Source organism: Microbacterium oryzae, from assembly GCF_009735645.1.
GTDB lineage: Bacteria > Actinomycetota > Actinomycetes > Actinomycetales > Microbacteriaceae > Microbacterium > Microbacterium oryzae.
On sequence record NZ_CP032550.1, the window covers coordinates 2,409,495 to 2,434,104 of the forward strand.

At 65.7% G+C, this 24,610-nt stretch carries 20 protein-coding genes; 13 read left to right on the forward strand and 7 right to left on the reverse strand.

The features are described from left to right. Positions 1–11 precede the first annotated feature (11 nt). From D7D94_RS11275 to D7D94_RS11285, 3 genes are all read left to right on the forward strand, one after another. Positions 12–2,621: a sigma-70 family RNA polymerase sigma factor gene (locus D7D94_RS11275; protein WP_173024311.1), complete on the forward strand. Its 2,610-nt coding sequence runs from the start codon at positions 12–14 to the stop codon at positions 2,619–2,621. 144 nt (positions 2,622–2,765) lie between these two features. Further along, positions 2,766–3,857, forward strand: a complete 1,092-nt coding sequence (locus D7D94_RS11280; protein WP_156242699.1) for a DNA cytosine methyltransferase — start codon at positions 2,766–2,768, stop codon at positions 3,855–3,857. Between the two features lie 70 nt (positions 3,858–3,927). Continuing rightward, positions 3,928–4,248, forward strand: a complete 321-nt coding sequence (locus D7D94_RS11285) for a winged helix-turn-helix domain-containing protein (RefSeq protein ID WP_216648658.1) — start codon at positions 3,928–3,930, stop codon at positions 4,246–4,248. 169 nt (positions 4,249–4,417) lie between these two features. Here D7D94_RS11285 and D7D94_RS11290 read toward each other — a convergent pair whose 3' ends face one another. Then, positions 4,418–5,224 carry a DeoR/GlpR family DNA-binding transcription regulator gene (locus tag D7D94_RS11290; RefSeq protein WP_156242700.1) on the reverse strand — a complete coding sequence of 269 codons (807 nt, stop codon included), beginning with the start codon at positions 5,222–5,224 and terminating at the stop codon, positions 4,418–4,420. A 218-nt stretch (positions 5,225–5,442) separates the two neighbouring features. On the opposite strand from D7D94_RS11290, the gene D7D94_RS11295 reads away from it, so the two are divergent. The 6 genes from D7D94_RS11295 (at position 5,443) to D7D94_RS11320 (ending at position 11,748) form a co-directional block, all read left to right on the forward strand. Next, complete coding sequence (locus D7D94_RS11295) at positions 5,443–6,741, forward strand: ABC transporter substrate-binding protein (protein ID WP_246171778.1); 1,299 nt, start codon at positions 5,443–5,445, stop codon at positions 6,739–6,741. A 79-nt stretch (positions 6,742–6,820) separates the two neighbouring features. Further along, positions 6,821–7,735 carry a carbohydrate ABC transporter permease gene (locus D7D94_RS11300; protein ID WP_246171779.1) on the forward strand — a complete coding sequence of 305 codons (915 nt, stop codon included), beginning with the start codon at positions 6,821–6,823 and terminating at the stop codon, positions 7,733–7,735. Position 7,736: 1 nt separating this feature from the next. After that, positions 7,737–8,639 (forward strand): carbohydrate ABC transporter permease, encoded by a 903-nt coding sequence (locus tag D7D94_RS11305; RefSeq protein ID WP_246171780.1) that lies wholly within the window; start codon positions 7,737–7,739, stop codon positions 8,637–8,639. Between the two features lie 33 nt (positions 8,640–8,672). Next, positions 8,673–9,536: a ketose-bisphosphate aldolase gene (locus D7D94_RS11310; protein ID WP_156242702.1), complete on the forward strand. Its 864-nt coding sequence runs from the start codon at positions 8,673–8,675 to the stop codon at positions 9,534–9,536. A 26-nt stretch (positions 9,537–9,562) separates the two neighbouring features. Then, positions 9,563–10,747, forward strand: coding sequence for an ADP-dependent glucokinase/phosphofructokinase (locus D7D94_RS11315; protein WP_156242703.1), 1,185 nt, complete (start codon positions 9,563–9,565; stop codon positions 10,745–10,747). Then, positions 10,744–11,748, forward strand: a complete 1,005-nt coding sequence (locus tag D7D94_RS11320) for a class I mannose-6-phosphate isomerase (protein WP_156242704.1) — start codon at positions 10,744–10,746, stop codon at positions 11,746–11,748. Before D7D94_RS11315 ends, D7D94_RS11320 begins: the two co-directional genes overlap by 4 nt. A 40-nt stretch (positions 11,749–11,788) precedes the next feature. On the opposite strand, the gene D7D94_RS11325 is transcribed toward D7D94_RS11320, so the two are convergent. Further along, positions 11,789–12,799 (reverse strand): restriction endonuclease, encoded by a 1,011-nt coding sequence (locus tag D7D94_RS11325; RefSeq protein WP_156242705.1) that lies wholly within the window; start codon positions 12,797–12,799, stop codon positions 11,789–11,791. Between the two features lie 49 nt (positions 12,800–12,848). After that, positions 12,849–13,859: a restriction endonuclease gene (locus tag D7D94_RS11330; RefSeq protein WP_173024312.1), complete on the reverse strand. Its 1,011-nt coding sequence runs from the start codon at positions 13,857–13,859 to the stop codon at positions 12,849–12,851. Positions 13,860–14,071: 212 nt separating this feature from the next. On the opposite strand from D7D94_RS11330, the gene D7D94_RS11335 reads away from it, so the two are divergent. Together D7D94_RS11335 and D7D94_RS11340 are read left to right on the forward strand one after the other, a co-directional pair. Then, on the forward strand, positions 14,072–16,264 hold the full coding sequence (locus tag D7D94_RS11335) for an AAA family ATPase (RefSeq protein WP_173024313.1): 2,193 nt from the start codon (positions 14,072–14,074) through the stop codon (positions 16,262–16,264). Between the two features lies 1 nt (position 16,265). Then, entirely contained in the window at positions 16,266–17,441 is a 1,176-nt protein-coding gene (locus D7D94_RS11340; protein ID WP_156242708.1) for an McrC family protein, read from the forward strand. Between the two features lie 33 nt (positions 17,442–17,474). Here the strand turns inward: D7D94_RS11340 and D7D94_RS11345 are convergent, their stop codons facing one another. The 4 genes from D7D94_RS11345 to D7D94_RS11360 all read right to left on the reverse strand — a co-directional run bounded on the left by D7D94_RS11345 (position 17,475) and on the right by D7D94_RS11360 (position 23,165). After that, positions 17,475–18,389: an IS481 family transposase gene (locus D7D94_RS11345; RefSeq protein ID WP_246171940.1), complete on the reverse strand. Its 915-nt coding sequence runs from the start codon at positions 18,387–18,389 to the stop codon at positions 17,475–17,477. Positions 18,390–18,609: 220 nt separating this feature from the next. Continuing rightward, positions 18,610–18,912: a ScoMcrA-related endonuclease gene (locus tag D7D94_RS14380; RefSeq protein WP_216648659.1), complete on the reverse strand. Its 303-nt coding sequence runs from the start codon at positions 18,910–18,912 to the stop codon at positions 18,610–18,612. A gap of 49 nt (positions 18,913–18,961) precedes the next feature. Further along, entirely contained in the window at positions 18,962–21,109 is a 2,148-nt protein-coding gene (locus D7D94_RS11355; RefSeq protein ID WP_156242709.1) for a caspase family protein, read from the reverse strand. 49 nt (positions 21,110–21,158) lie between these two features. Further along, on the reverse strand, positions 21,159–23,165 hold the full coding sequence (locus tag D7D94_RS11360) for a CHAT domain-containing protein (RefSeq protein ID WP_173024314.1): 2,007 nt from the start codon (positions 23,163–23,165) through the stop codon (positions 21,159–21,161). Here D7D94_RS11360 and D7D94_RS14295 point away from each other — a divergent pair. Beyond that, positions 23,148–24,089, forward strand: a complete 942-nt coding sequence (locus tag D7D94_RS14295; protein ID WP_173024315.1) for a hypothetical protein — start codon at positions 23,148–23,150, stop codon at positions 24,087–24,089. The genes D7D94_RS11360 and D7D94_RS14295 overlap by 18 nt on opposite strands. Beyond that, positions 24,046–24,441 (forward strand): hypothetical protein, encoded by a 396-nt coding sequence (locus D7D94_RS11370; protein ID WP_156242712.1) that lies wholly within the window; start codon positions 24,046–24,048, stop codon positions 24,439–24,441. The genes D7D94_RS14295 and D7D94_RS11370 overlap by 44 nt, the downstream gene beginning before the upstream one ends. Positions 24,442–24,610: the final 169 nt, after the last annotated feature.

The following is a 24,610-nucleotide window of genomic DNA, read 5'->3' on the forward strand; positions in this document are numbered from 1 at the left end:
GGCTCGCGGCCATGACAGACCGCATCAATGCCGATGAGGCCGACCAGGGGGGAGGGACCGTCCTTCTGGCTCCGGACGCGTCGATCCTCGGCGCGATAGGGCGAGGGCACACTCTCGCCTCAGCGTTGGCCGATCTGGTCGACAACAGTATCGACGCTGGCGCCACCCGCGTCAGCATCCGCTTTGTCACTCACAACGCCGTCGTCCGCTCGATTCGCATCCGCGACGACGGTTGCGGCATGACCTTTGCGCAGCTCAAGCGTGCCATGACGCTCGGCGGCGGGAGCGATCACTCTGGCTCAGATCACGGGCACTTCCGCGTCGGGCTGAAGGCAGCGTCGCTCAGTCAGGCTCGGATCCTGACCGTATTCTCGGCTACAGGGTTTTCACCTGCCGCGGGAATGCGGCTGGATCGAGCACAGTCAGGTCCACAGATCCGTGCGGAGGTGATTGACGCCGGCGCCGCGGCATTCGTGCTTCGAAAGCGCGGGCTCGACGGCGATTCCGGGACCGTCGTGGAGTGGTCGAGCCTGGAGGGCGTTTCGAAAGCCTCAACCTATCACGCACGACGGAACTGGTTCGAGGCAATGATCGTTCAGCTCCGCGATGAGCTCGGTCTGACTTTCCATCGGTTGATCAAGGACGAACGGATCCGAATCGAGATGGACGAACTTGACGAGAGCAGCAATGAGTCCGGTTCCCCCCGCGTGGTGAAACCGATCGATCCGTTGGAGTTCGAGCGATGGGGGTTGACCGGTTATCCGAGAACTCTCGACGCCGAGTTGACGGGCGGTGGCCGCCTCACGATGACGTGCTACATCCTCCCTCCGGCTGTGGATGGGCGGAACGTCAAGATGCTGGGCAAGCCTCGAGCCACTTGGCAGGGGCTCTACGTCTATCGGAACGATCGCCTCCTGCACAGCGGCGGGTGGTTGCAGCTCCGTCCCGATGGGGGCGTCGACACACAGCTTGCCCGAGCGGTGATCGAGCTCGCGCCGGACGCACTTGATGCCGTGGCGATGAACGCTGAAAAACGCGGTGTCGTTCTCCGTCCGTCCGCGCTGCAGGCGCTTGAGCGGGCGCGAACCGACGGCTTCTCGCTGAAGGCCTACTTCGACGACGCCCGAGATGTTTGGCGGCAGGGGCAGCAGCGGGAGCTTCGTGCGCAGCCGTTTGCAGCTGTGGGCGAGGGCGCACCGAGCGGGCTCGAGTCCCTCGTGCAGAAGACGCTCGGCGTCCGCGATGACGCCGTCGCGATTTCGTTCGGCTGGCTCGACCTCGCTCCGGGACAGCTGTACTCATTCGAGCCTGCGACGGGGCTCGTGCGGCTGAACAGTCTCCACCGGGCGGAGCTTGAGTCGGACTGGGCCCGGCTAGAGCTCCTCAAGACGAGCATTTTTCTGCTGCTGGAGTCTCACGCTGGCAAGGAGCGTCTCGCGACCCACACACGGGAGCGTCTCGACGTGATGCACGCCGCGCTCGCATCGGTGGCGATTCGTGGTCATGCGGAAGACGTGAGTCAAGATTCGGGGAAAGGAAAACGTGAAGCCACGGCTCAGGAATCGGTCGACGAGGATCCTGATCGAGGCCGCGCTGGCGACGACGACGAGGTTGAGTTCGTGCTGGTGGAGTCGATCCTTATCCCGGAACGAGATCCCTACGAGCCGCTCGCAGACCCCGCTCTCGCGGACGTTCACGTCGACGGCGACGTTCTGAGGGATCTCCTTCGACGGACCAAGGACTTTTCGTTGCTCTCGGCGCATGAAGAGGTCGAGCTCGCACGTGAGATCGAGATCGGTGTTTTCGCCGCGGAGCGAATCGCGTCGCTCGCGCACGAGGATCGAGTGAGAGGCAGGGGTCTTGACCTGCAGCGGCTGGCGCGGAACGGCGAGCGCGCCATCGACCGGATGGTGCTGTCCAACCTGCGCCTCGTTGTCCACATCGCGAAGGGCTATCAGAACCGGGGCCTCGAGCTCGCGGACCTGGTGCAGGAGGGAGTCACTGGGTTGCTGCGTGCGATCCAGAAGTTCGACAGATTTCACGGCACCAAGTTTTCGACATACTCCACGTGGTGGATCCGGCAAGCCATCACTCGTGCGCTTGCAGACCAGGGGCGCACCATCCGGTTCCCCGTTCACATCGTCGAGAAGCTCCCTGACATCATCAAGGCATGGAAGGAGACTTCGGGCACTTCGACACGGCGGATCAACGACGTGGCAGAGGCGCTGGCTGAAGCACCTGCGATGGTTCGCGCAGTCCTCAACAATGTCGATGCTCCCTACTCGCTCGACTGGCCAGCACTGCTCGAAGCAGCCGACGACGAAACCGAGTGGGTTTCGCTCGCTGATGAGCTGGTCGACGGCCATGACCTCACGCAGGAGGAGCACTTCGAAAGGGCGATGTTGCCTCTTCAGGTCAAGTCGCTTCTCGACGCACTCGGAGAGCGAGAAGCCCAAGTCATTCGATGGCGATTCGGAATCGGTGGGGACGAACCTCGCACCCTGGATGCCGTCGGAGCATCGCTCGGTGTCACACGTGAGCGCGCTCGTCAGATCGAGGCGAAGACACTCGACGCGCTGCGCGGCTCCGAAGGCGCGAAGGCGCTGAGGGCATACCTGTGAAGGCGCTGCCCGCACTGCCTTCGGTGTCGGAGGCCGGGGCGATCATAGAAGCTACGCTCACGTTCTTGATCTCGACCCTAGTCTTTGGCAGGATGTCGCGTCGCAGAGAGCCGAGAACGGCGTGGCCAGCTAGGATTCTGTGACGTGCCCCGCAACATCCGCGTCCTCGATCTTTTCGCCGGAGCGGGAGGGCTGACCGCGGGCTTCCGCGAAGGATCGAAGCGATTCACGAGTGTGGCGGCGGTTGAGATGGACATTGCGGCCGCTGCGTCATATGAGGCGACCTTCGGATCCGGGATCGTCTTCGCCGGACCGATCGAGGAATGGCTCGACACCCAACCCATGCCGGAGAACATCGATGTGGTCGTCGGGGGTCCGCCGTGCCAGGGCTTCTCGACTCTCGGCAAGCAGGATGAGGAGGATCTTCGCAACGGCCTCTGGCGTCACTACGCAGAGACGATCAAGCGGGTGAAGCCGAAGTACTTCGTCGTGGAGAACGTCGCCGCGTTCGAGAGATCGAAGCAGTTCCGGCAGTTCGTCGAAGCGACCGAACCGGGCGGGTTCCTGGAGGAGTACGCGTTTCAGCACCGTGTGCTGAACTCTGCGGACTTCGGCTCGCCGCAGGCTCGGAAGCGCGCTGTGCTGATCGGGCACCTTCGCGCGCTGCCCTTCCCGGGTTTTCCCGAGCCGACGCACGCATCGCAACCCTCGGCCCGCCGTGAAAGGTACCGGTGGGTACAGGATGCGTTCCTCGGCATTCCCGGGGATCCAGACCGCGATCACGTTCTCGGCACGAAGTCCATCGAGATTTCGGGTAGACGCCTTGCGGGTCCCTTCTCAACACGGGAGCTTCACTGGAGCCGGGATTACACCGATCTCTCGAGGAGGCGGATGGCAGCGATTCCGGAAGGCGGGAATCGATTCAACATCAAGGAAGCGGACCTCGCTCCTTGCTGGCGGAAGCATAAGTCCGGTTCCGCGGACGTGATGGGGCGTCTCTACCCCGATCGTCCATCGGTGACGATACGTACCGAATTCTTCAAGCCCGAGAAGGGTCGTTACCTGCATCCGACGAAAAACCGAGCCATCACGCATTATGAGGCTGCGGTCTTGCAGGGATTTCCCGTGAACCACCTCTTCGTGGGTTCGAGGACCGCGATCGCACGCCAGATCGGAAACGCCGTTCCCATCCCTCTGGGCGCAGCGATCGGGCGGCAGCTCGCGAGCGTTCTCTAGCGTTCTTCAACCAGCGCGGCGCAGGCCGCTGCTCCACAGACGAGGACTCTCAGGTCTATAGGCTGCTCACGTGATGGGACGGGATGAGTTCAGGTTTTTTGTGGTCGAGGCACTCCGATCGCTCGGAGGGTCGGGCTCCGTGCTCGAGGTAACGAAGCGCGTGTGGCAAGTGCACGAACACGATCTCCGTACATCAGGTGACCTGTTCTATACCTGGCAGTACGACGTTCGCTGGGCGGCCCAGTATCTTCGAAACAACGGCTACATGAAAGCGGTTGATGGTGATCGGCGCGCGCCCTGGCAGCTAACCGAGCTGGGTCGAACTGCGGATCTCACCGAGATCGTCCTCAGCCCGAAGCTCAAGGCCAAGCACCGACACCCCGATCTCTGAGCACAGTTCAGCCCGCATGAGGAAGCAACGCCTGTTCCCTCTGGCACTCAGCCGCCCAGCGCTCGCGCGCAGCAGTGCAGTGCTGGTTGTTGAGGGCTGCTAGGCGCAGCGCGCCACAGCCGAGACTGCACCGCATTCGCAGGTAGACCACCCCCGCCTGGCGCCACACTTAAGGCGTCAGCACCTCCACCCCTGCCGCGGCGAGCGTCGCCGCAAGCTCCGGGCCCGGCTGCTCGTCGGTGATGAGGTAGTCCGCCTGCTCGAGCGGCACCACCTGGGCGAAGAGCCGCCGGCCGAGCTTGGTCGAGTCCGCGAGGATCGCCACGCGGTCGGCGCGCTGGATCATCTCCGCCATCATCGTCGCGTCGCCGAGATTCGTCGTCGAGTAGCCCGACTCGTGCACGGCGCCGACGGCGATCAGGGCGAGATCGCACCGGATGTCCACATCGGGGGTGCTCGAGCTCAGCGCGAGTGACACGGGCCCCGTCGTCGCCTGCGTGATCGTGCGCACCGAGCCGCCGAAGACGTAGAGGTCGCGGAACACCAGGGGCGAGATCTCGCCCGGGATGCGAAGGTTGTTCGTCGCGATCGTCAGGTCGCGGTGGTTGCGCAGCGCGCGAGCGACCGCGAGCGTCGTCGTGCCGGCGTTCAGCATGATCACCGAGCCGTCCTCGACGAGGCCGGCGGCGACCTGGGCGATCTTCTCCTTCTCCGCCACCTGCATCCGTAGACGCACATCGAGCCCGCGATCGCGCCCCTGGTTCTCTGCCGCGCTCACCGCGCCGCCGTGCGTGCGCACGACCACGCCCTCGCGGTCGAGCTGATCCAGGTCGCGCCGGATGGTGTCGATCGAGACGTTGAAATGAGCGGCGAGATCGCCGACCGTCACTCGACCGAACTCCTCGACGTAGGCGGCGAGATCGGCCTTGCGGCCTGCCGGCAGCCGTCGTCCTCGAGCGGGAGCCTGCGTATCCATGCGTCATCTCTAGCACAGCCACGCGGGAAAACGGCAAGAAACCGCAGAAAGAGCAACGCCGGCGCCCCCATGGGCAGACCCGGATACTGCGTCGCGGTCCGGTAACGGCGCCGATCCCGCTCTTGACGGCCGTCGCGTCCTCCTGCATGCTCTTGCTTAAACAGGCATGAAACGGCAGAAGCCGGAGAAATGCCGCAGGTTCTCGAAGAGGAGAGACGATGGCCATTCAACGGCGTATGCCCCGTCGCGCAGTGATGTTCGCGGGCCTCGCGACCACTGCGGCGACGGCCCTGGTGCTGTCCGGCTGCGGGTCGAGCGACTCCGGCGGCGGATCGGACTCCGGCGGCGACGTGACGATCGAGTTCGCGCAGTGGTGGGAGCCCGAGCTCCCCGACGGCGAGTTCCGCGCCCTCATCGACAAGTTCGAGGAGAAGAACCCCGAGATCACGGTCGATCTCGTCAGCGGCCCCTATGCCTCCACGAAGGAGCAGCTGTTCGCCGGCGCCGCATCCGGCACCATGCCCGACGTCGTCGGCCTCGACGGCGCGTGGGTCAACGACTTCGCGTCGCAGGGCGTCATCACCGACCTCACCGCGCTCATGGCCGAGAACGACTACGACGACAGCGAGCTGGCGAGCCAGATCAAGGTCGACGACAAGACCTACATGATCCCGGTCGTCAACTTCGTGTACCCGATGTTCACCAACGACGACCTGCTCGCCGAGGCCGGGGTCGACGCCCCGCCCACCACGCGCGAGGAGTTCGCCGACGCCGCCGAGAAGATCACCGCCCTCGGCGGCGACACCTCCGGATGGGTCCTCCCGCTCTCGCTCGAGGCGCCGAACGGCGTGCAGAACGACGTCATGTCGTGGGTTTGGGCCTCCGGCGGATCGATGCTGAAGGACGGCCAGCCCGACCTCACGAACGACGACGTCACCTCGGCGACGGAGTTCATCGGCGACCTGTGGGACTCGGGCGTCATCGCCTCGGGCAGCTTCACCATGAAGGAGCAGGACAAGGTCGAGGAGTTCACCAACGGCCGCGTCGGCATGATGATCGACTCGCTCGCGCACATCAACCTCATCCGCGAGACGAACCCCGACCTCAACTTCTCCATCTCGGCGCTCCCCGCCGAGGAGGGCTACGAGGGCGAGCGCGGCATCCCCTACGCCTCCTGGGGCATCGGCGTCGCCGAGAACTCCGAGAACAAGGACGCCGCCTTCAAGCTCGTCTCGTTCCTCATGAGCGAGGAGACGAACTCTGAGCTGTCGACGATGGCGAACGCGTTCCCCGGCAACACGAACTCGGTCCCGGCGTTCGTCGAGGACGACGACCTGTTCGCGAAGGCCTTCGAGATCTACCAGGCGGGGTACCCGGCGAACGAGTTCACTGGCCTCCCCGTCGCGGAGGAGCTCATGCGCCAGCTCGGCGAGCAGCTGCAGTCGGCACTGGATGGCCAGCAGTCGATCCCGGACGCGCTGGAGAAGGCACAGGCGTCCTGGGAATCCGAGTTCTGACCCTCATCCCTCACGGTCGGGCGCCGCGCGAGCGGCGCCCGACCCCCACGGAGGTCGACACACCATGAGCTTGCACACCATGATCACTCCCGACACGGAGGCGATCGTCACCGGAGCTCCGCTCTCGCGGAGGCGCCGCCAGCTGCGGAAGGCCGGCGAGTCCTACGGCTTCCTCGCCCCGACGCTTCTCCTGCTCTTCGTCCTGATGATCGTCCCGATCGTCATGGTGATCGGCTACTCCTTCCAGGACCGCGCCGTCATGGGAGCCTCGTCCGGCTTCGTCGGCCTCGCGAACTACGTCGAGGTGCTCTCCGACCCCGGCTTCTGGAAGGCGACGGGCAACACACTCTACTTCACGGGCGTGAGCGTCGCCGCCCACCTCGTCATCGGTCTCACCTTCGCGATGCTGCTGAACAGCACGCTCATCGGCGTCGTGCCGCGAGCCATCTTCCGGGCCCTCTACGTGCTGCCGTGGCTCTTCACCGCCGCCGTCATCGCCGTGCTGTGGCGGATGCTCCTCGCCCCCAACGGCATCGTCAACTTCCTCCTCACCACCGATGTGGAATGGCTCGCGTCGCCGCAGCTCGCGCTCGGCACGGTCACCTTCGTCAACATCTGGGCGGGCTACCCGTTCTTCATGGTCAGCCTTCTCGCGGGCCTCCAGGGAATCCCGGGCGAGCTGAACGAGGCCGCCACGGTCGATGGCGCGAACGGCCCGCAGCGGTTCTGGAACGTGACCATCCCGCAGCTGCGGCCCATCATCGTCAGCCTCCTGCTGCTCGATTTCATCTGGACGTCGCAGCAGTTCGCGCTCATCTGGATGACCACCGGCGGCGGCCCGATCGACGTCACCGAGGTGCTCAGCACCTTCACCTACAAGCTCGCGTTCGCCCAGTACGACTTCGCCGTCGCCGCGACCTCCGCCGTCCTCGTGCTGCTGATGTCGATGGTGCTCGCGGTGCTCTACGTCCGACACCAGAAGGCGAGGGACTGACATGGCGACAGCGGCCATCACCACCCGCAGCACCACCCGTTCTCGCAACACCGGCGCGGCCCGCACCACCCGCGCGGCCCGCACCCGGATGGCCCGCATCGGCGTCATCATCGGGCTCGTCCTCGGCGCGATCTTCGCCGCCGGACCCGTGCTGTGGATGCTCTCGAGCTCGTTCAAGTCGAACACCGAGATCTTCGAGCTGCCGCCGCGGCTCGTCACCGACTCGTTCTCGTTCGACGCGTACCTCACCATCCTCACCACGCCCGAGACCGTCCGCTTCTTCCTCAACAGCTACGTCGTCGCCGGCACCGTGACGCTGCTGACGCTGCTCGTGGCCATCCAGGCCGCGTACGCGTTCAGCCGCTTCGAGTTCCGCGGCAAGCGGGTGCTGAACGTCGTGATCATCAGCGTGCAGGCGGTGCCGCCCATCACCCTGCTGATCCCGTACTTCGGCCTCGTGGTGGCCCTGAAGCTCTACAACACCTACCCGGGGCTCATCCTCACCTACATGGTGTTCACGCTGCCCTACGCGATCATCATGATGACCGGGTACTTCAACACCCTGCCGCGCGAGCTCGACGAGGCGGTGCGGATGGACGGGGCCGGCTCCATGACGGCCCTCTGGCGGATCCTCGTGCCGATCTCCGTGCCGGGCATCGTCTCTGTCGGGATCTACACGTTCATGATCGCGTGGAACGAGTACCTCTTCGCCCTCACCCTCACGCGCACCAACGACATGCGCACGGTGCCCATCGGCATCCAGCTGCTCATGGGCCAGCACTCCTACGAGTGGAACCAGATCATGGCGATGAGCATCCTCGGCTCGATCCCCGTGCTCATCCTCTTCCTCGTGCTGCAGCGCTACTTCATCAGCGGCCTCACGGCCGGCTCGGTGAAGAGCTGACCGACCTCGACCATCCATCAAAGGAGAACCACAGTGCTGTACACCGGCAAGTCCATCCTCGACGTCGCCAACGAGAACAACTTCGCCATCCCGGCGTTCAACATCAGCGACTGGGCGATGTTCAAGGGGATCATGGACATCAGCGAGGAGAAGGCCGCACCGGTCATCATCGCCATCCACCCCGACGAGGTCGCCCACATCACCACCGACCTCATCCCCGCGATGCACGCCCGCGCGCACCGCTCGAGCGTGCCCGTGGCCATCCACTGGGACCACGGCGGCACCTACGAGCAGATGATCATGGCCATCCAGGCCGGGTTCACCTCGGTGATGATCGACGCGTCGCTGCAGCCGTTCGAGGAGAACGTCGCGCTCACGCGCAAGGTCGTCGAGGCCGCGCACGCCGCCGGCGTGCAGGTGGAGGGCGAGCTCGGCACGATCGGCGCGAACGACAGCTACGGCGAGTCGGGGGCGGCGGAGATCATCTACACGAACACCGCGGACGCCGTCCGCTTCGTCGAGGAGACCGGCGTCGACAGCCTCGCCATCGCGATCGGCACCTCGCACGGCCTCTACCCGGCGAACAAGAACCCCGAGCTGCGCCACGACCTGCTCGAGGAGATCAAGGCGGCCGTCGGCATCCCGCTCGTGCTGCACGGCGGCTCGTCGAATCCGGATGCCGAGCTCGCGCGGGCGGTGTCGCTCGGCGTGAACAAGATCAACATCTCCAGCGACATCAAGGTCTCGTACCACAACCGCATGCGCGAGATCCTCGGCACCGACGAGCGCCTGCGCGAGCCGAACGCCATCCAGCCCGAGCCGCTCGAGGCGATGAAGGTGACGGCCGCGGAGAAGATCGACCTGTTCGGGGCCGCCGGCAAGGCGTCGCTGTACTGAGATCGCGACGAGGGAGGGGGTCGGGCATGGGATCGCTCGTTCTGGGGCTCGGCGGAACCGTCGACTACGAGGTGCGGTGGAACGCGGCGACGCTCGACGCGCTGGCGGACGAGTTCGCCATCCGCCGTGCCGAGCTGACGACATCGGCGCCGATCACGGATGAGCGGTCCCTCGTCGTCACGATCCTCGCCTTCGTCGCCGCGGGTGGCGGCGGGGAGCGGTTCGTGACGTCGTCAGAGATCCTCGAGCGGTTCGCGGACCGGTTCGAGAAGGCCGTGACGCTCGGCGGGACCGGGGTGCGGGCGGGGCTCGCCCTCGACCAGCTCGGCATCCCCAGCGTGCAGCACCTCGTGAGCATCGACGACAACGTGCGGCGCCTGCTGCCGTCGTCGATCCGCTACGTCTGCTCGGCCACCGAGGACTCGCTCGACCCCCACCTCATCGTGCAGTACCCCGCCGGAGCCCGCGTGCAGCTCGTCGACGCGGAGGTGATCGCACCGGCACCCAACCGACTCATCTTCGCCAACGATGCGCCGAACCGGGAGATGGCGCTCGCTGCGGACCTCGGGAGGGAGCTCGCCGACGCGGACATCTTCCTCGTTTCCGGCTTCAACACCATGCAGGACGCTGCTCTGCTGGAGCGTCGGCTGGACGCGCTGCTCGCGGCGATGCGGTCGCTGCCGGATGGCGCGCTCGTCTACTACGAGGACGCGGGCTTCTACCGTCGGGAGTTCTCCGAGACCATCCGGGCCCGCCTGCTGCCGCGGATCGACGTGTACGGGATGAACGAGGACGAGCTGCAGGAGTACCTCGGGCGTCCGGTGAACCTGCTCGACGTGGCGGACGTCTCGGCCGCGCTTCAGGACATCCACCGGCTCATCCCGGCGCCGGCGCTGGCGGTGCACACGCGGTACTGGGCGCTGGCCATTGGCCCGGAGGCGCACCGGCACGAGGCGGCGCTCGAGAGCGCGGTGCGGATGGCCGCCACCCGCTTCCGCCTGGGCGACCGCTTCACGTCCGCCGACCTCGACGAGACCGGGGCCTTGCCGCGGCATGCGGGCGGAGCTCGAGTCGTGGCCTCTCTTCCGGACGTCACCGGCGTCGCGGCGTTCGACATCGACGTCGCGTCGCCGACCACGATCGGGCTCGGCGACACCTTCGTGGGAGGCTTCGTCGCCGCGTGCGCCTCGCGCGAGGAGGCGGCCGCGTGATCGTCGAGCTGCCGTCGAACCGCCCACCCGAGCGCTTCTACCGCGGCGGGGAGCGGATTGCGGCCTTTCGCGGGGAGGACGCGGCGCCGGAGCGCGAGCCGGAGGACTGGGTCGGTTCCGTCACGACGATCTTCGGCGAATCCGAGCTGGGGCTGTCGCGGCTGCCGCACGGGCCGCTGGTGCGAGACGCGATCGCGGCCGACCCGGAGTTCTGGCTCGGCGCGGAGCACGTCCGCCGCTGGGGTGACGACGCTCGCCTGCTCGTGAAGCTGCTCGACGCCGGGCAGCGGCTGCCGGTGCACGCCCATCCGCACGACTCGTTCGCCGCGCAGCACCTGGGTCACGCGCACGGCAAGGCCGAGGCCTGGTACATCCTGCAGGGCGGGTCGGTGCATGTAGGTCTGCGGCGGGATGTGTCGGCTTCGGAGCTCGCGGCGCTGGTGGAGACGCAGGATGTCGACGCGCTCCTAGGCCTGTTGCACGAGGTGCAGGTGGAGCCGGGCGATGTCGTCTGGGTGCCGCCGGGGGAGCTGCACGCGATCGGCGCGGGAGTCTTCCTGCTCGAGCTGCAGCAGCCGGAGGACCTGTCGATCCTCCTGGAGTGGCAGGGCTTTCAGCTTGACGGCGCGAAGGACGGCCACCTCGGCCTCGGGTTCGACGTCGCTCTGGAGGCGGTGAACCGACGGGCGCGGTCGCAAGAGGAGCTGGCGTCGCTGGTGCAGACCGCGCCGGAGCGCGGTTCGGTCTTCCCGGCCGCGGCTGATGAGTACTTTCGGCTCGAGCGGGTGCCGGTGGCGGGCCCATCCGTCGTCGACGCGGGCTACGCCATCCTCGTCGTCGCGCGTGGGTCGGTGACGCTCGACGGGGACGCGGTCGCGGCCGGGAGCACGCACCTCGTGCCGGCGAACCACGGGCCGATCGCGGTGGACGGCAAGGGCGAGGTGCTCGTCGCGCGGCCGCCGGCTGAAGTGCGAGCGATTGGGAGTGGTGGCTGCGAGTAAATTCGAGCGAATGGGTGACTTGCGTGATGCGCCCGAGAGGTTATGCATCTGCCTCTTCGGCGGGCGCGCGAGATATACCATCGCGAATAGCCAAAGCGGCCAGTCTGTTGAGAGGAATTAAAGCGCCTTGCATGGCGTCATAGCGGAAGGTCGCGATGGAAGCCGATGAAGCGAAGTCTTGCGCATCGGTGGTCAAGCCGCTGCTCGTGAACAGCAGGGGAAACTTCCCGCAGTGCTTGGCGACTCCAAACAGTTCCCGCACCTCCTTCACCGAGACGTACTTCTTGCTGTAGTTCTTCACCTGAGCGACGAAGTTAAGTGAATCAACATCGATTCCTCCGTCCCTGCTGAACCTCGTGACGGCGGCGTCGGCAACACCGAGATGACGCATCCATGCAGCGCAAAGTGCTTCCGCGCCCTCGTGCGCAACCCCGTACGGCTGAGCTGCAGGCGCGGCCGCGCGTTCCACGTCTGGTTTCGTCGGCTTCCCGATCAACCCGATGTTTCCCCTCTCGAGTAGCCTTTCGTGCCTATCAGCGTCGGCCCGAGCTTTCGCTCTTATGTCGCCTTCGCGCAGCAGAGCGAGCTTGAGTTCCCGTTCCCCAAACCTCTCGAGAATGCTTTCACGATTACTGAGTGCTTTGTCCTGCGTCTTCTCTTTAAACTCAAATTCGGTCGCCCTGCGGTGCCGTCGACTCCAATTCATGTATTCTTCGGGAAGGGGCGCACCCCGCTCGAGCCGGAAGCGCAGGCTGACAGAAAATGCTGCCGAGGCTGCGATGGCAACCGTCTCGAGTAGCCATTGCCAGTAGGTGATTTGATGCGATGGGCCGTTCTCGTTGTCGTCGTGCCCCCAAAGCGCGATCATTCGTCGAAAGGTGATTTCGTTCAGTGGCACGTTGATCAGTCTGGACGCGGCCTCATTAAGTGCGAGATTGGCGCCTTCGCCCTGCAGTGGAAGCTGTCGAAGAGTGAAGGCAGCTTGAGCTCCGAGGCGGAATGCGTTGAGCATGTCCTCCTTTTGCAGCGGTAAAGGCTTCAGAAGCGACATGTTCTCATTGTGCCACGCTTCGGAGGCGAAGTGTCGCGACACCAAGTCCTCACGTCGTCACTTGTCCGCCGTCTGCCCTGTTGAATGCCGCAACAATGCCGACGTTCACCGCTTTTGTGCCGAGTTCGTTCAGGCCTCGTAATTCGCCGCGAACCGCGTCGTACCGGATGAGGGCGATTTTAGCGCGCCTCGCGAAGGAGATTCCTGCAGCGGTGATGGATCCGCTCGTGAACAGGAGGGCCTGTTTGCCCTCAACCGCTGCCACTCCTTGTAGTGCGCGCAGTTCCTCTACGGGCACGGAGCCAACGTAGTTCTTCACCTGTGCGATGAACTTCGCACTATCAACGTCCACTCCTCCGTCTGCTGTGGGTGGCGTCACTGTTGCGTCGTTCACGCCCAAATAGCGCATCCAGTCCGCTACAAGAACCTCAGCTCCGACGTGCGATACCCCGTAGGGTTGCGGTGCTGGCGGAGCAATGTTCGCTCGATGAGTCGCCTGCTGAGCTTGTTTGCGTTCTTCGACTGCTGCAAGTTCGTCGGCCAGGGCTCGCGCCTCCTGCATGAGGCTCCCGACCCTTGTCCGGAAGGCAATTTCTGCCTGCGTAGCTCGATTTGGTTGCAGTTCGCTCCACACAGCGTCGAGTCTCTGGCGCTCCCTATTGATACGCTTTTCCACTGTTGCCGCTAGTAGACCCTTATGGCGGGACAACAAGGTTGAGCGACTCTTTGATATCTCCGCATTAAGTCGCCGGATCAGCTCCCCGCGTGATATCTCCTCGCGGGCAGGGGTCGACGGCGCTCGTGTTGCGGCAGCTGGTATCGCGGGCCAGGCCCGTTCCTCCGAGGCCATGCGAGCGATCCGGTAGGCACTGATTGCTTCCCGAAGTGCGTCCTCCGGAACGTCAGCGAGAGTGGGCCGTGACTGAAAAGGCCACCACCGCGGACCCGAAATGCTTTTCATGTATTCGAGCAGGCGAGCGCTATACTTCACCTTCGCCGCGGCTTCGGACATCCTCAGGTGCGTCTCGCTCGCTCCCAAACCGCGCGCGAAGTCCAGCATGGCTTCGTCACTGGCCCATCGCCCCGGACCTTCTGATGTTGGCATCAGTCACCCCCCCTGCGAATGGGCTCGCGGTTTCTCGCTCTGCTTCTGCGCGTCCTACTTTGCGCACCACGATCCGGACGCTCCGCTGCTATCGCATCTTAATCCCGAGGGCGACGAGAGCGAGTCTCCTCATAGACTCAGGGCTATTCCCCGAGGAGGAGGTTTTTGTGACTTCGGACGCCAAGGTGCAACGTGCTGCACGCGCGCGAGCGACCCTCGAGATTTTGGCCGACCGCGCAGCCGACGGCTATCTCCCCATCAGCGAGATCTGGGACGAGGCGCAGCGACGGGTTCCGCTGACCGAGCACGAGCAAGAGCCCGTTTCCAAGCGGCGTTCCCGAGGGGAGTCAGATTGGCGTTGGTCAAGCGCCGACCTCGTCGCGGCCGGTTGGCTGCACAAACACCCCGACGGATCCGGCAGATGGGCGATCACTCCCGAAGGCCAGCAGGCACTCGCCGACCTCGAGGGAGAGGAGCTCTACGCGGAGGCAACCCGTCGCTACGCGCTGGGGCGGGTCGAGCTGCAGTCGGCGATCGAAGCTGCCCTGCCCAGCGTCTGGGTATCGTCTGACAGCGCCCAGCGGAAGCTGTTGGAGGCGGCACGCGTCTGGGTGGAGCAGTGCCTGCGCGGCTCCGGCTCCATCTTCGCTCCGGGTAGGGCGGTCTGGACCGAGACAACGATCGACGCGCTCCATCACCGCTGGACAACCGCCGAAAAGATCGATGGAGCCGACTTCATCGAGAACCTGACGTCCCAGCTGGCTGGCGCAGATGACGACGTCAAGCTTCTGATGGCCGAGATCGTGGCTCTGCAAGTGCTGCCGATCGCAACCGCCATGGGCCACGCCAAGAAGACGGAGAAGGTGCAGTCCGTGCTGCGCCAGATGGAACATCCTGTCTCGATCCCGAACCTCTTCGACGAGGCTTTCGGTGGAGGCGCCTTCAACCCCGGGACAGGAATGATGTCGCGGGTCAACCACGCGGTGACTCTGATCGTGAACCTCGCGAAGGCGTGGGTGGAGCTCACTAGCGACGAGCAAGAGAGAGTGCTGACGGAGCCGAAAGCCTGGCGGGACTTCATCTGGAGTCTTGAAGGCGACAACTTCCCGACGCAGCGCTATTCGCTGATGTATCTCGTGCATCCCGGCTTCTTCGGGCCGATCGTCTCCGCTGACCATCGCAACCGGATCCGCGACGCGTTCATCGGGGAGATCGGCGGCCAGCCGAGCGACGACGCCGACGAGGATCTGCGGCGCATCGTCATCGCGCTGCAGATGAAGAACGGCAAGCCGATCGATTTCTACAAGCTCCCGCTGCGCGAGCGGTGGCAGGAGCTTGCTCCGCCGGCGGCCGCTGACGAGAGCCTCGCTCCGAAGGCTGAAACCGAGGAAGACGAACTCACACCGAATATCGGCGTCGACCCGCGCGGGTTCGCCCCGGGCGAGGTCGACTACGACGCGCTGAGTGAGGAGCTGACTCTCGACACAAAATGGCTCCGCCGGGTGGTCGACGCCCTCTATCGGCGCGGACAGATCATCCTCTATGGGCCTCCCGGAACGGGAAAGACCTATGTGGCGAAGGCGCTCACCCGAGCGATCACGCAACGCTCTGACGCCGCTCGGCGCATCCAGTTCCATCCCTCATACACCTATGAGGACTTCTTCGCCGGCTACCGGCCGCGGGAGAAGAACGGTCAGCTCGTGTTCGAGCTCACGAAGGGACCGCTCCGGCGGATCGCCGACGACGCGCGGAAAGACCCAGACGTCGCCCACGTGCTCCTCATCGACGAGATCAACCGCGCGAATCTGTCGAAGGTCTTCGGCGAGCTGTACTACCTGCTCGAGTACCGGGATGAGCCCATCGATCTTCTGTACGCGGGTTCGGGAGACGACGGGGGAGACACCTTCGCCCTTCCGCCGAACGTCCTGATCATCGGCACGATGAACACCGCCGACCGCTCGATTGCGCTCCTCGACTCGGCCATGCGACGGAGGTTCGCGTTCTTCGAGCTCCATCCGGACGTCCCGCCGGTCGCGCGCATCGTCGAGAGGTGGGCCGAGCAGCATCCGCAGGACCTCCCGCTCGCAAAGCTGTTCGCGGAGCTCAACTCCCGCATTCGCGAACGCGAGGATCGGATCGGCCCGAGCCACCTGTTGCGTCGCGAGAACCTGACCGAAGAGGACCTCGCGGCGATCTGGGCGGAGAACCTCATGCCCCTCCTCGAGGAGCGCCATCTCGGCACATCCGTTGACGTCGCTTCGGCCTTCTCTCTGCGCACTGTGCTCTCTGCGGTTCGCAATATGCCCGACGACACGAGTGAGTTCCGCTCGGAGAGTGCTGACTCGCAGAGCTCCTCCTGACATGCCTCGCATCGTCACGGTGCGCGAGGTCGGCGAGACGCTGATCGACGTCACCAGCGAGGAAGCGATCGCGCTCGCCGAAGTGGGCTTCTGCCGAGTGACGCCCACTTCGGCGCCCGGGAGGTGGCGGGCGACGGACGTCAAGCAGGTGGGAGCGGTCGCGCTCCGAGACCTCACTGTCCGTGTCGTGCCGAAAACGCCGATCGAGAGCATTGTCTACATGGCCTCGCTCGGGCGGGTGCAGCTTTCGATCGACCCTCGCACGATCGATGCAGGATTTGATCGCTCGCTGCCGTCCGCGCTCGCTCAGGCTCTCATCGCTGAAGTAGCGACGGCGACCCGCCGAGGACTCGTAAAGGGCTATCAGCAGACATCCGAGTCCTCCTCGGTAGTGCGTGGGCGGTGGGATGTTGCTCGGCAGCTCAGCGTGCGACCGGGCCTGCCGCTCCCCGTCGAGATCGACTACGACGACTACACCGAGGACATCCCCGCGAACCGACTGCTGCACGCAGCGCTGCGGGTGCTCAAGCAACTGGAAGGGCTGCCTCGAGCCGTAGAGCGGGCACTGAACCGCGTGCTTCCTCTGTTCGCGGAGGTCGGAGTGGTGCGTCGCGGGGCACCGCTGCCGACGGTCACCGTGACGCGGCTCAACTCCCACTACGCGCCCGCGCTTCAGCTCGCGCGGGTGATCCTCGAGGCTGTCGCGTGGACCCGAACGGAAGGAGCGCACCACGGCGGCACATTCCTTCTCAACATGGCGAACGTCTTCGAGCGTTTCGTCGCGCATGTCCTCGATGACGAGGTCGGGAAGCGCGGAGGTCGACTCCTCGCGCAGGACCAGAGCTGGTGGCTCGATGCGGACAAGGTCGTGACGCTACGCCCAGACGTCGTGATCTACGACGGAAGCGGACCGCGCACCGTCGCGGACACGAAGTACAAGGCGATCGAGTCGGTCTCGTCTGTCGCTAACGGAGATGTGTACCAGGCGACGGCCTACGCGTTAGCCCTCGGCGTACCGACAGCGCACCTCATCTACGTCGCCGAGGATCAGCCGCGGCGAACTCTTCGCATCCCTACGGCCGGAGTAACCGTCGTCGTCCATGCCGTCGGCCTGGGCGGCACCCCTGAGCAGCTCCGGCGCGAAGTCACGCAACTCGCGCACGAGCTGTGCCCCTGATCACCGTTCCAACACTGAGTGGACTTCGTGGGCCTAGATGTACTGACCCCGACCGTTGTTGATTCGGTCGATGGGGGTCTTGCCTCCGATGCCGAGGTGGCGCCTGTCTAGGTTGTAGTAGTCGAGCCAGGCGGGCAAGGCCGCAGCGCGATCGGCGTTGGAGGTGAACGCGTGGGCGTAGGCCCATTCGGTGGCGAGGGTGCGGTTCAGCCTTTCGACCTTGCCGTTGGTCCACGGGCAGTGGGGGTTGATGAACTTGTGCGTGATGCCGTGCTCGTTGATCACGTTGCGGAATGCCGCGGAACGGCGGTAGGCGAGGGCGTTGTCGCTGATGACGCGTTCGACCCTCACCCCGAGGGCCTCGTAGAACGCGATCGCGCGTTCCAGGACCTCGGCGGCTGTGGTGCCCTTCTCGTCGTCGTGGATCTCCGCGTAGGCGACGCGGGAGTGATCGTCGATGACGGTATGGACGTAGTCGTACCCGATCCCGCGGCCGCGGACCTTCTCGCTGCGGCCGTGCACCCGCCACCCGCCGCCGTCGGGGATCCGGCCGAGCTTCTTCACATCGACGTGGATCAGCGACCCGGGATGGTCGTGCTCGTAGCGCTGCGCGGAGCGGCGGGTGGCGCGGATCACCGCCCCGGTGACCGGGTCCAGCTCCCGCAGCAGCGGCGCGCGGTGACGGCGCAGCACTCGGCCGACGGTCGAGGCGTGCATGCCCAGTCGATCCGCGATGGACGCCGGGCCACGGCGGGTGAGGTGACGCATGATCCGCACTCGCGCCTCCACGCACGACGTCGTCCGGTGCGGATGGGAATGGGCGACGCTGGAACGGTCGACCAGACCCGCCGGGCCATGCTCGCGGAACCGTTGCCACCACCGCCACGCGGTCGTGCGGGAGATGCCCATCTCCGCTGCCACGTGCGCGACCGCACGGCCGGACTGGATGCGCTAAACCAGGATCAACCTGCCCGCCGGAGTCAGCCGGGCATTAGCGTGGGACACGAGAGGCCTCCGTGGACTCGAGGGAACCTAGACAGCTCCAACTCGACCCCGGAGGCCTCTCCTATGTCAACAACGCTCCGGGTCAGTACACCTAGAGACACGCTCAGCGGCGCCACTGTGCGACGCGTGGGAACTGACTGCTTGGCACCACCATCGATCCTTGCTACTCGCCTCGATCGAAATCATTGATGCCGGTGATGACGAAGCCGAGCTCGGCCAGACGGCCTGCAGCCCCCCGACGTCCCCCGTGGAACTCGTTGGAAGTGAGTTGCTCCCCGTGCTGATACCCGTACGCGACGCCGAAGATCGCCTTCGAGTCGAAGCTGCCGCGATCTGTGACGAGGAAATACTCGCGTGCCTTTCCGAAGTCGTGCTCATGAAGAAAGGAGTCTCGACCGAGTCGTTCGAACTCGCCGATAGCGCGTTCCACAGCGCCGCGGTCAGTGAGGCGCGAATACGAGACCATTTGCAGAATCTAGCGGTTAGCGCTCTCGCGCAACTGCTCGGCGCGCGCCTCAGCCCTCGATGAGATCCGCGAGGCCGCGAAGGATCTGCGCGACAGCCGCGTCCTTCCGGGAGCCGCTCGCTGCCACGGCTCCGCCGACAGCCAGAACCGCGCCATCCGAGCCCGCTTCACTCACCCCGCCGTCGTCCGTGCGCTCGACAGCGTTCCCGCCGTGCGAGAGCAGCAGCGCCTCCGAGTGCTCATCGAGCGCCGTGAAAGACGGCGTCTGGCGGTGCGCGTCGAAGGTCGCGACGATCTTCTCGAAGAACGCGCGGTTCGAGATCCTCCCGATGTGCTCCGCGAGCAGGGGCGCCACCGTGCGCGTGAAGTCGCCCTGGCCGTTCGTCTCCCAGGCCAGTTGCTGCGACTCGCAGGCGGCGAACAGCACCTCCCGCTGTCGAGACGTCTCGCCCGCGGCCTCCGGCGTGGTGTCCGTCTCGGAATCCTTGACCCGCTCAAGCGCCTTGGTTCTGCCCCGCGGCGCCGCCATCCCGCGAGCCGCGCGGAACTCGTACTCGTCCTGCTCGGTGAGCTCGACGCCGCGGGGGAGGGACACCTCGCTCTCGGAGACCCTCCGGCTTCCGTTGCCGGAGTGGCACGAGTCGAAGAAGATCGTCAGCGAGACGCGGTCGGGGAGGAGATCCCAGATCCTGGCGAGGTCGTCATCGAGGATCAGCTGCCCCTCGCGGAAGTCGACGGGGCAGATGGCCTCATCCTTGCCGTCCTTCTCGTCGCCGCCCTGCTCATCCGTGACGAAGGTGCCGTGGCCCGCGTACTGGAACACGAGGACGTCGTCGGGTGCGGCGGTCGTGACCATCCGGAACAGCGCCCCGAGGATGTTCGCCCGCGTGGCATCGCTGTTCGTGAGCGTCGTGACGGTGAAGCCAGCGCCCCGCAGCACCTCGCCCCACGACTGCGTGTCTTCGACGGCCCCCTTCAGACGATCGGATGGCTGCTTGTAGTCGTCGATGCCGACGCAGAGGGCGGTCTGGCCGGTGATTCCACGTGGCGAATCCGGCATGGCGATGTCGTCGAGCGGGTCGGCGGAGCGCGCGCCTTCGGGGAAGGAGACGATGGGCTTCCGGAGCCCGGTCACCCGCAGCAACACGCTCTCCATGGTGGGGCCGTCGTTGTCGAAGCCGCCGTGGCTGTCGGCGCCGCTCGCGCGATCACCCGAGTTCTTGTTCGGCGTCAGCACCAGCTCACCACCGGGGCCCTCGAGCAGGTCGCGCACCGCGCCATCCGCCTGGATGTCCTTATGCAGTCCCAGGATGCGCGTGCCGGGATTCGGCTCGAACGCGGCGGACACCAGACAGAGCAGCGACTTTCCGTAATGAGTGAAGCAGTTGTCATCGAGCTCTGCCTTCTCGGTCATCGTGAAGATCGTCAGCTTTCCGATCTTGTCGGTGTGCGGCAGCAGCAGCGTCCGGAACGTGTCCATGCGCACGGCGGGCGCCAGGAACGTGACCGTCTCGAACCGCGGGATGCCGGCCTCCAGCGCGACGGGCACCAGGTGCGAGTGGAAGATCGACCCGGCGCTGTGCCCGAGCGCATGAATGCTCGCGCGATCGGGGTTGTCCTTCATCCACTCGCGGAGCTTCGTCACGAAGACCCGCGCGCCGCCGGCCTTGTCGCTCGATGCCGCGGCGTCGAGTTTCATGTCGCGCCAGACGGGCTCGCCACCGATCGCGCGCGCCCCCTTCTCGATGAGGAAGTCCTTCGCGTCGCCGAGCGGCCCGCGAGAGCCGCCGGTGACCCACCTGCCGATGGCATCCCAGATGGCGGTCATCGCGCCCGACTTCCACACGAAGTGAATGGGATAGACGCCGTTGTCCTTCCACCACTGCACCTGCTGATGAGCGGTCGCGAAGCCGGCCTCGACGCCCACGAGCCCGCCGTGCGCGTAGAGGACGATGGGCACCGTTCCGAGCCCCTTCTCCTCGATGAACGCGGGAAGGTGCGTGCGGAAGATCGCGTCGATGTCGGCCTCGACGGTCGTGAACCGCTGCGCGGTCTGCGGATGCGGAGTCGCCTCCCGCCCGAGGCGGCCGTCGTCGAGCGCGATGACGTGGGGTTTGAGGGCTTCGAGTTGATCGGGGGTGAGCTGCACGCCGCGTGTGCTCGACGGCGCGGTCTCGGTTCCGGTGCTCGCGTTCATGGCTGCCTCTCCTCGTCGAGGGTGATGCCGCTTCGGTGCGTCGGCGGCGTCAGGTGATGGTGACTCGGGCGTGCGGATGGGCGTACGCCACGTATGCGAGCGCCGACAGGTCGTCGTCGACGAGGGCCTGGCTCCGCGCCGTTTTCATAGCGGTGCCGATGTCGGAGCTCTCGAGGGCCTCGTAGAAGTGCCGTGAGAACGCGCCGGCGATCTCGTCGTCGACGGCCCACGAGCATCCGATCAAGACGCCCACCCCTCCTCGGAGGAAGGCCTCCGGAAAGCCCCCGAGCCCGACGACCGAGGTGTCGATGCGACCGACGTCGCAGGCGTTAAGGAACACCATGCGCGGGGCGGACGGTCTCGGTGACGCGAGCGCGTCGGGCAGATCCTGGCGGAGGATCGACGCCGCATAGGACGTGTCGGGGGCGGTGGGATGGTCCCTCCGATACCGCGCAAGCAGGAGGCGCTGGTCGGGTGGTGCGTCCGACCACACCCCGTGCCCGGCGAAGTGGAGCAGATCGAATCCGCTCGCCATCAGCTTCGACATCGCCGCCGCCGTTCCCGGCCGAACCACGCGCGCGTGCAGCCTGCTCTTGATAAGCGCAGCCTCCTCGCGCGTGAAGGACAGGGCGAGCCCGGGGCCCTTGTAGTCGGGGCAGAGGTACTTCGCGCGGCCGCGGCGCACCACCACCTCCCGAGGCAGTGCGGTGTTGTACACCCAGCGGGTGGCGCCGCGCATCCCGAGGAAGTGGTCGACGAACACCTCGGGCTCGTCGGCGACCGACCGGGTCGGGTCGCTGACGTAGACGATCTCCCACGGGATGTCGAACTCGCCGGTGGTCTGGATGACGAGCTCGTCCAACTCGTCGACGCGGTCCCAGAGGAACTGCCGCACCTCGGGAGTGAAGAGCCGGAGCGAGAGGTCCACGCCGATCGCGCGGAGCGCGATGAGCGCGCGCATCCGCTTGGTCTCGGCATCCTCCCCCTCAGGAAAGCGGTGGCGCTCGGCGCGCAGGGCGGCGATCCGTCCGTACACATTCGCGATAAGCCCGGCTTTATCCACCGTCCGCACCCGCCCCTCGACGTGAGACGAGCCGACCTGCACGCCGACGTCCAAATACGACCTGCCGTCCGCGACGGTCTCATCGATGCGGAGTGTGGGCAGCTCGCGCAGGGCAGCCTCCGGCTTCACCGCCGCGGCCTGCGCACGCACACGCTCGTCCTGCGCCTCGTGCTGCGTGATCAGCGACACCAGTCGCAGGGTGGCGAGCGGGAACTCGTCCCGTTGCCGGAACACGAGGGTCACTTCTGCGGTACCCGGATCGACGGCCTCCATCGGGAAACGCACGGTGTCTATGGTGCTGTCTGTGTCTATGGCGCTGCCCGCGCTCATGCTGAGCTGCTGCACGCGCGGGACGCCTTCCACGAGGCGGTAGCCGCGGGCGGCGATGCTCACCCATACGGGACCGTCCCGATCCACCTGGATGGCCGCGGTTGCGGACGCCCTCCCCGGCGCGGGGGTGAGCTCGGTTCTGCTGAGGCGCGCTTCGACGACCGTGATGCCGCCCTTCTGCGTCGTCGCCGGCATCTCGCCCGAGACGTGCGCGAGCGCGTCGGATGGCGGCTCGGTCGGTGCGGGGCGCATGCTCGTCTCGGCGCTCGGTTCGTCGTCTGCTTGCGGCGGCGGCGGGGCACTTTGCGTCGGCTCGCTCGGCACCTCGCCGTCGAGCTCGGACTCGGGAGGCGAAGCGGCGGGGACGAACGCATCTGGAAGCCCCTCGGCCTCGAAGGCGACGTCGCCGCGAGCGATATCGCTCCGGTGCCCTACGTCGGCGCTCGTCGAGATGGTGTCGGAGATCTCCAGGAGGCCAGAGCCCTGCATCCACGAGAGCAGAGCATCGGCCGTGGGAAAGTCCACGACCTGAACGAGGGAACCCGGCGGCACGCCCCAGACGACGAAGACCGACTCCTTCGCCGATTCCGACTGCGGCCGCGCGACAGACGCCTGCCCTTTGAATTTCACGAGGACGGCGACTCGGTGGCGATCGCCCTTCACGCGAATGCTGACACGTGCGACTGTCTGAGCGTCAGGGAAGCGGGATTCGATGCGCCACGCGGCGACGAGTTCGGCGAATGGCTCGCCGACGAACCGCCCCTGCGCGGGGTCCGCGGCTTCCAGGTAGAGGCCTTCGTCGCCGTCCAGCGTGACGAGGGCGCGACCGAATGCGCCCTCTCCCCGTCGGGTTGCGCTCATAGCCGTCCCCAGTCGACCCGTCGATCACAGCGCTGTGTCGACGCCCGGCTCGACATCGAGTCGCGCGTCGGTGAGCGCAGTATAGGAGCGTCGCGCAACCGGCACCAGAGGGGGATGGCGCACTTGAGGTCGGGCCGCATCTCCAATCCGGGAGGAGATACAGCCAAGAAGGGGAATTGGACCGACCGGCGGGGGCTTGAGAACTGCGATCGGAGAAACGGCGCATTGCGCATCACGGGTGACGCTCCTACGATCACGCGCATGATCATAAAACCGTCGGGCGACACGAACAGCTCGGGCTTCACTAGGGATGAGCTCACCTCCCTGGAGGAACAAGAAAAGATGAGCGACCTCGCTGACGAGGAGCTTCAGATGTTCCGCCGTGAGCGTATGTGGATTACTAGTGGTACCGTCGCCGTCGTCTCGATTTTCGCCGTTATCGCCTGCATGTGGGGAGTTCTTGAAGTTCTGCTCGAGACTGCCCTCCCAGTTTCCTCGACGGAGGCTTTGGTTGCTCTCCTCCTTGGATTAGTTCTCGGCGGGATCTTTCGCTCTATGTTGCTGGCCAACCTTGCGAGGCGAGAAGACCGTCTTGCAGACCAGCTGGAGCGCCAAATGCGCGAGCTGAGGCGTATTCGACTTACTCGCTCTCACGAGCATTCCATGCCGGAGGGCCAGCCCGATGGGCGAGCAGAAGACGGGCGGTGGGGCGATGACACGCCGTGAGGAAGTCGCCCGTTTGCAAGAGGCGGCAGCTGCTCGACGCGCGGCAGAATTGGCTGAGGTGCGAGCGGAAGCGCGCGCCAACCGAAGGTCCGCTTCGGTGACGGCGATCGTGGTCGCCGCCATCGGCGCAGTGCCCCTGCTGGTAGGCGTGATCCCGCAACTTGTCACTCCGTCGCTCACCACGACTTACGACTGTATGGAGACGTACGAAGACGTGATCGAAATTTACGAGAAGCACAGGATGATAGTGACCCTGCCCGAATCGCATCCGGAAGAACAGTCGTGCGATACCAGTGGTCGTTTTGAGGAGCTTCCTCAGCTCGAGCCTCTTGCACCCGATTCGACTGACTGAGCAGGCACGACTGCTACTCCTTGATCCCCCTGACTCATCACGCCGACGCGGTGCTAGCTCGTCGCGGATTATGAGTCTCGGCGGAGCGTTATTCTCGGCGATTGAGTGGGGAAAAACGAGCACGCTGGCGTGATCTACGCGAAGGACGGGGAACAAATCTGCGTTCCCT

Coding starts and splice junctions, on each gene's coding strand:
- D7D94_RS11330 (WP_173024312.1), bottom strand. CDS start 13,859: ATGCTGGACTTCGCGCGCGGTTTGGGAGCGAGCGAGACGCACCTGAGG.
- D7D94_RS11325 (WP_156242705.1), bottom strand. CDS start 12,799: ATGTCGCTTCTGAAGCCTTTACCGCTGCAAAAGGAGGACATGCTCAAC.
- D7D94_RS11295 (WP_246171778.1), top strand. CDS start 5,443: ATGGCCATTCAACGGCGTATGCCCCGTCGCGCAGTGATGTTCGCGGGC.
- D7D94_RS11315 (WP_156242703.1), top strand. CDS start 9,563: ATGGGATCGCTCGTTCTGGGGCTCGGCGGAACCGTCGACTACGAGGTG.
- D7D94_RS11305 (WP_246171780.1), top strand. CDS start 7,737: ATGGCGACAGCGGCCATCACCACCCGCAGCACCACCCGTTCTCGCAAC.
- D7D94_RS11340 (WP_156242708.1), top strand. CDS start 16,266: ATGCCTCGCATCGTCACGGTGCGCGAGGTCGGCGAGACGCTGATCGAC.
- D7D94_RS11290 (WP_156242700.1), bottom strand. CDS start 5,224: ATGGATACGCAGGCTCCCGCTCGAGGACGACGGCTGCCGGCAGGCCGC.
- D7D94_RS11355 (WP_156242709.1), bottom strand. CDS start 21,109: ATGAACGCGAGCACCGGAACCGAGACCGCGCCGTCGAGCACACGCGGC.
- D7D94_RS11275 (WP_173024311.1), top strand. CDS start 12: ATGACAGACCGCATCAATGCCGATGAGGCCGACCAGGGGGGAGGGACC.
- D7D94_RS11370 (WP_156242712.1), top strand. CDS start 24,046: ATGGGCGAGCAGAAGACGGGCGGTGGGGCGATGACACGCCGTGAGGAA.
- D7D94_RS14380 (WP_216648659.1), bottom strand. CDS start 18,912: ATGGTCTCGTATTCGCGCCTCACTGACCGCGGCGCTGTGGAACGCGCT.
- D7D94_RS11300 (WP_246171779.1), top strand. CDS start 6,821: ATGATCACTCCCGACACGGAGGCGATCGTCACCGGAGCTCCGCTCTCG.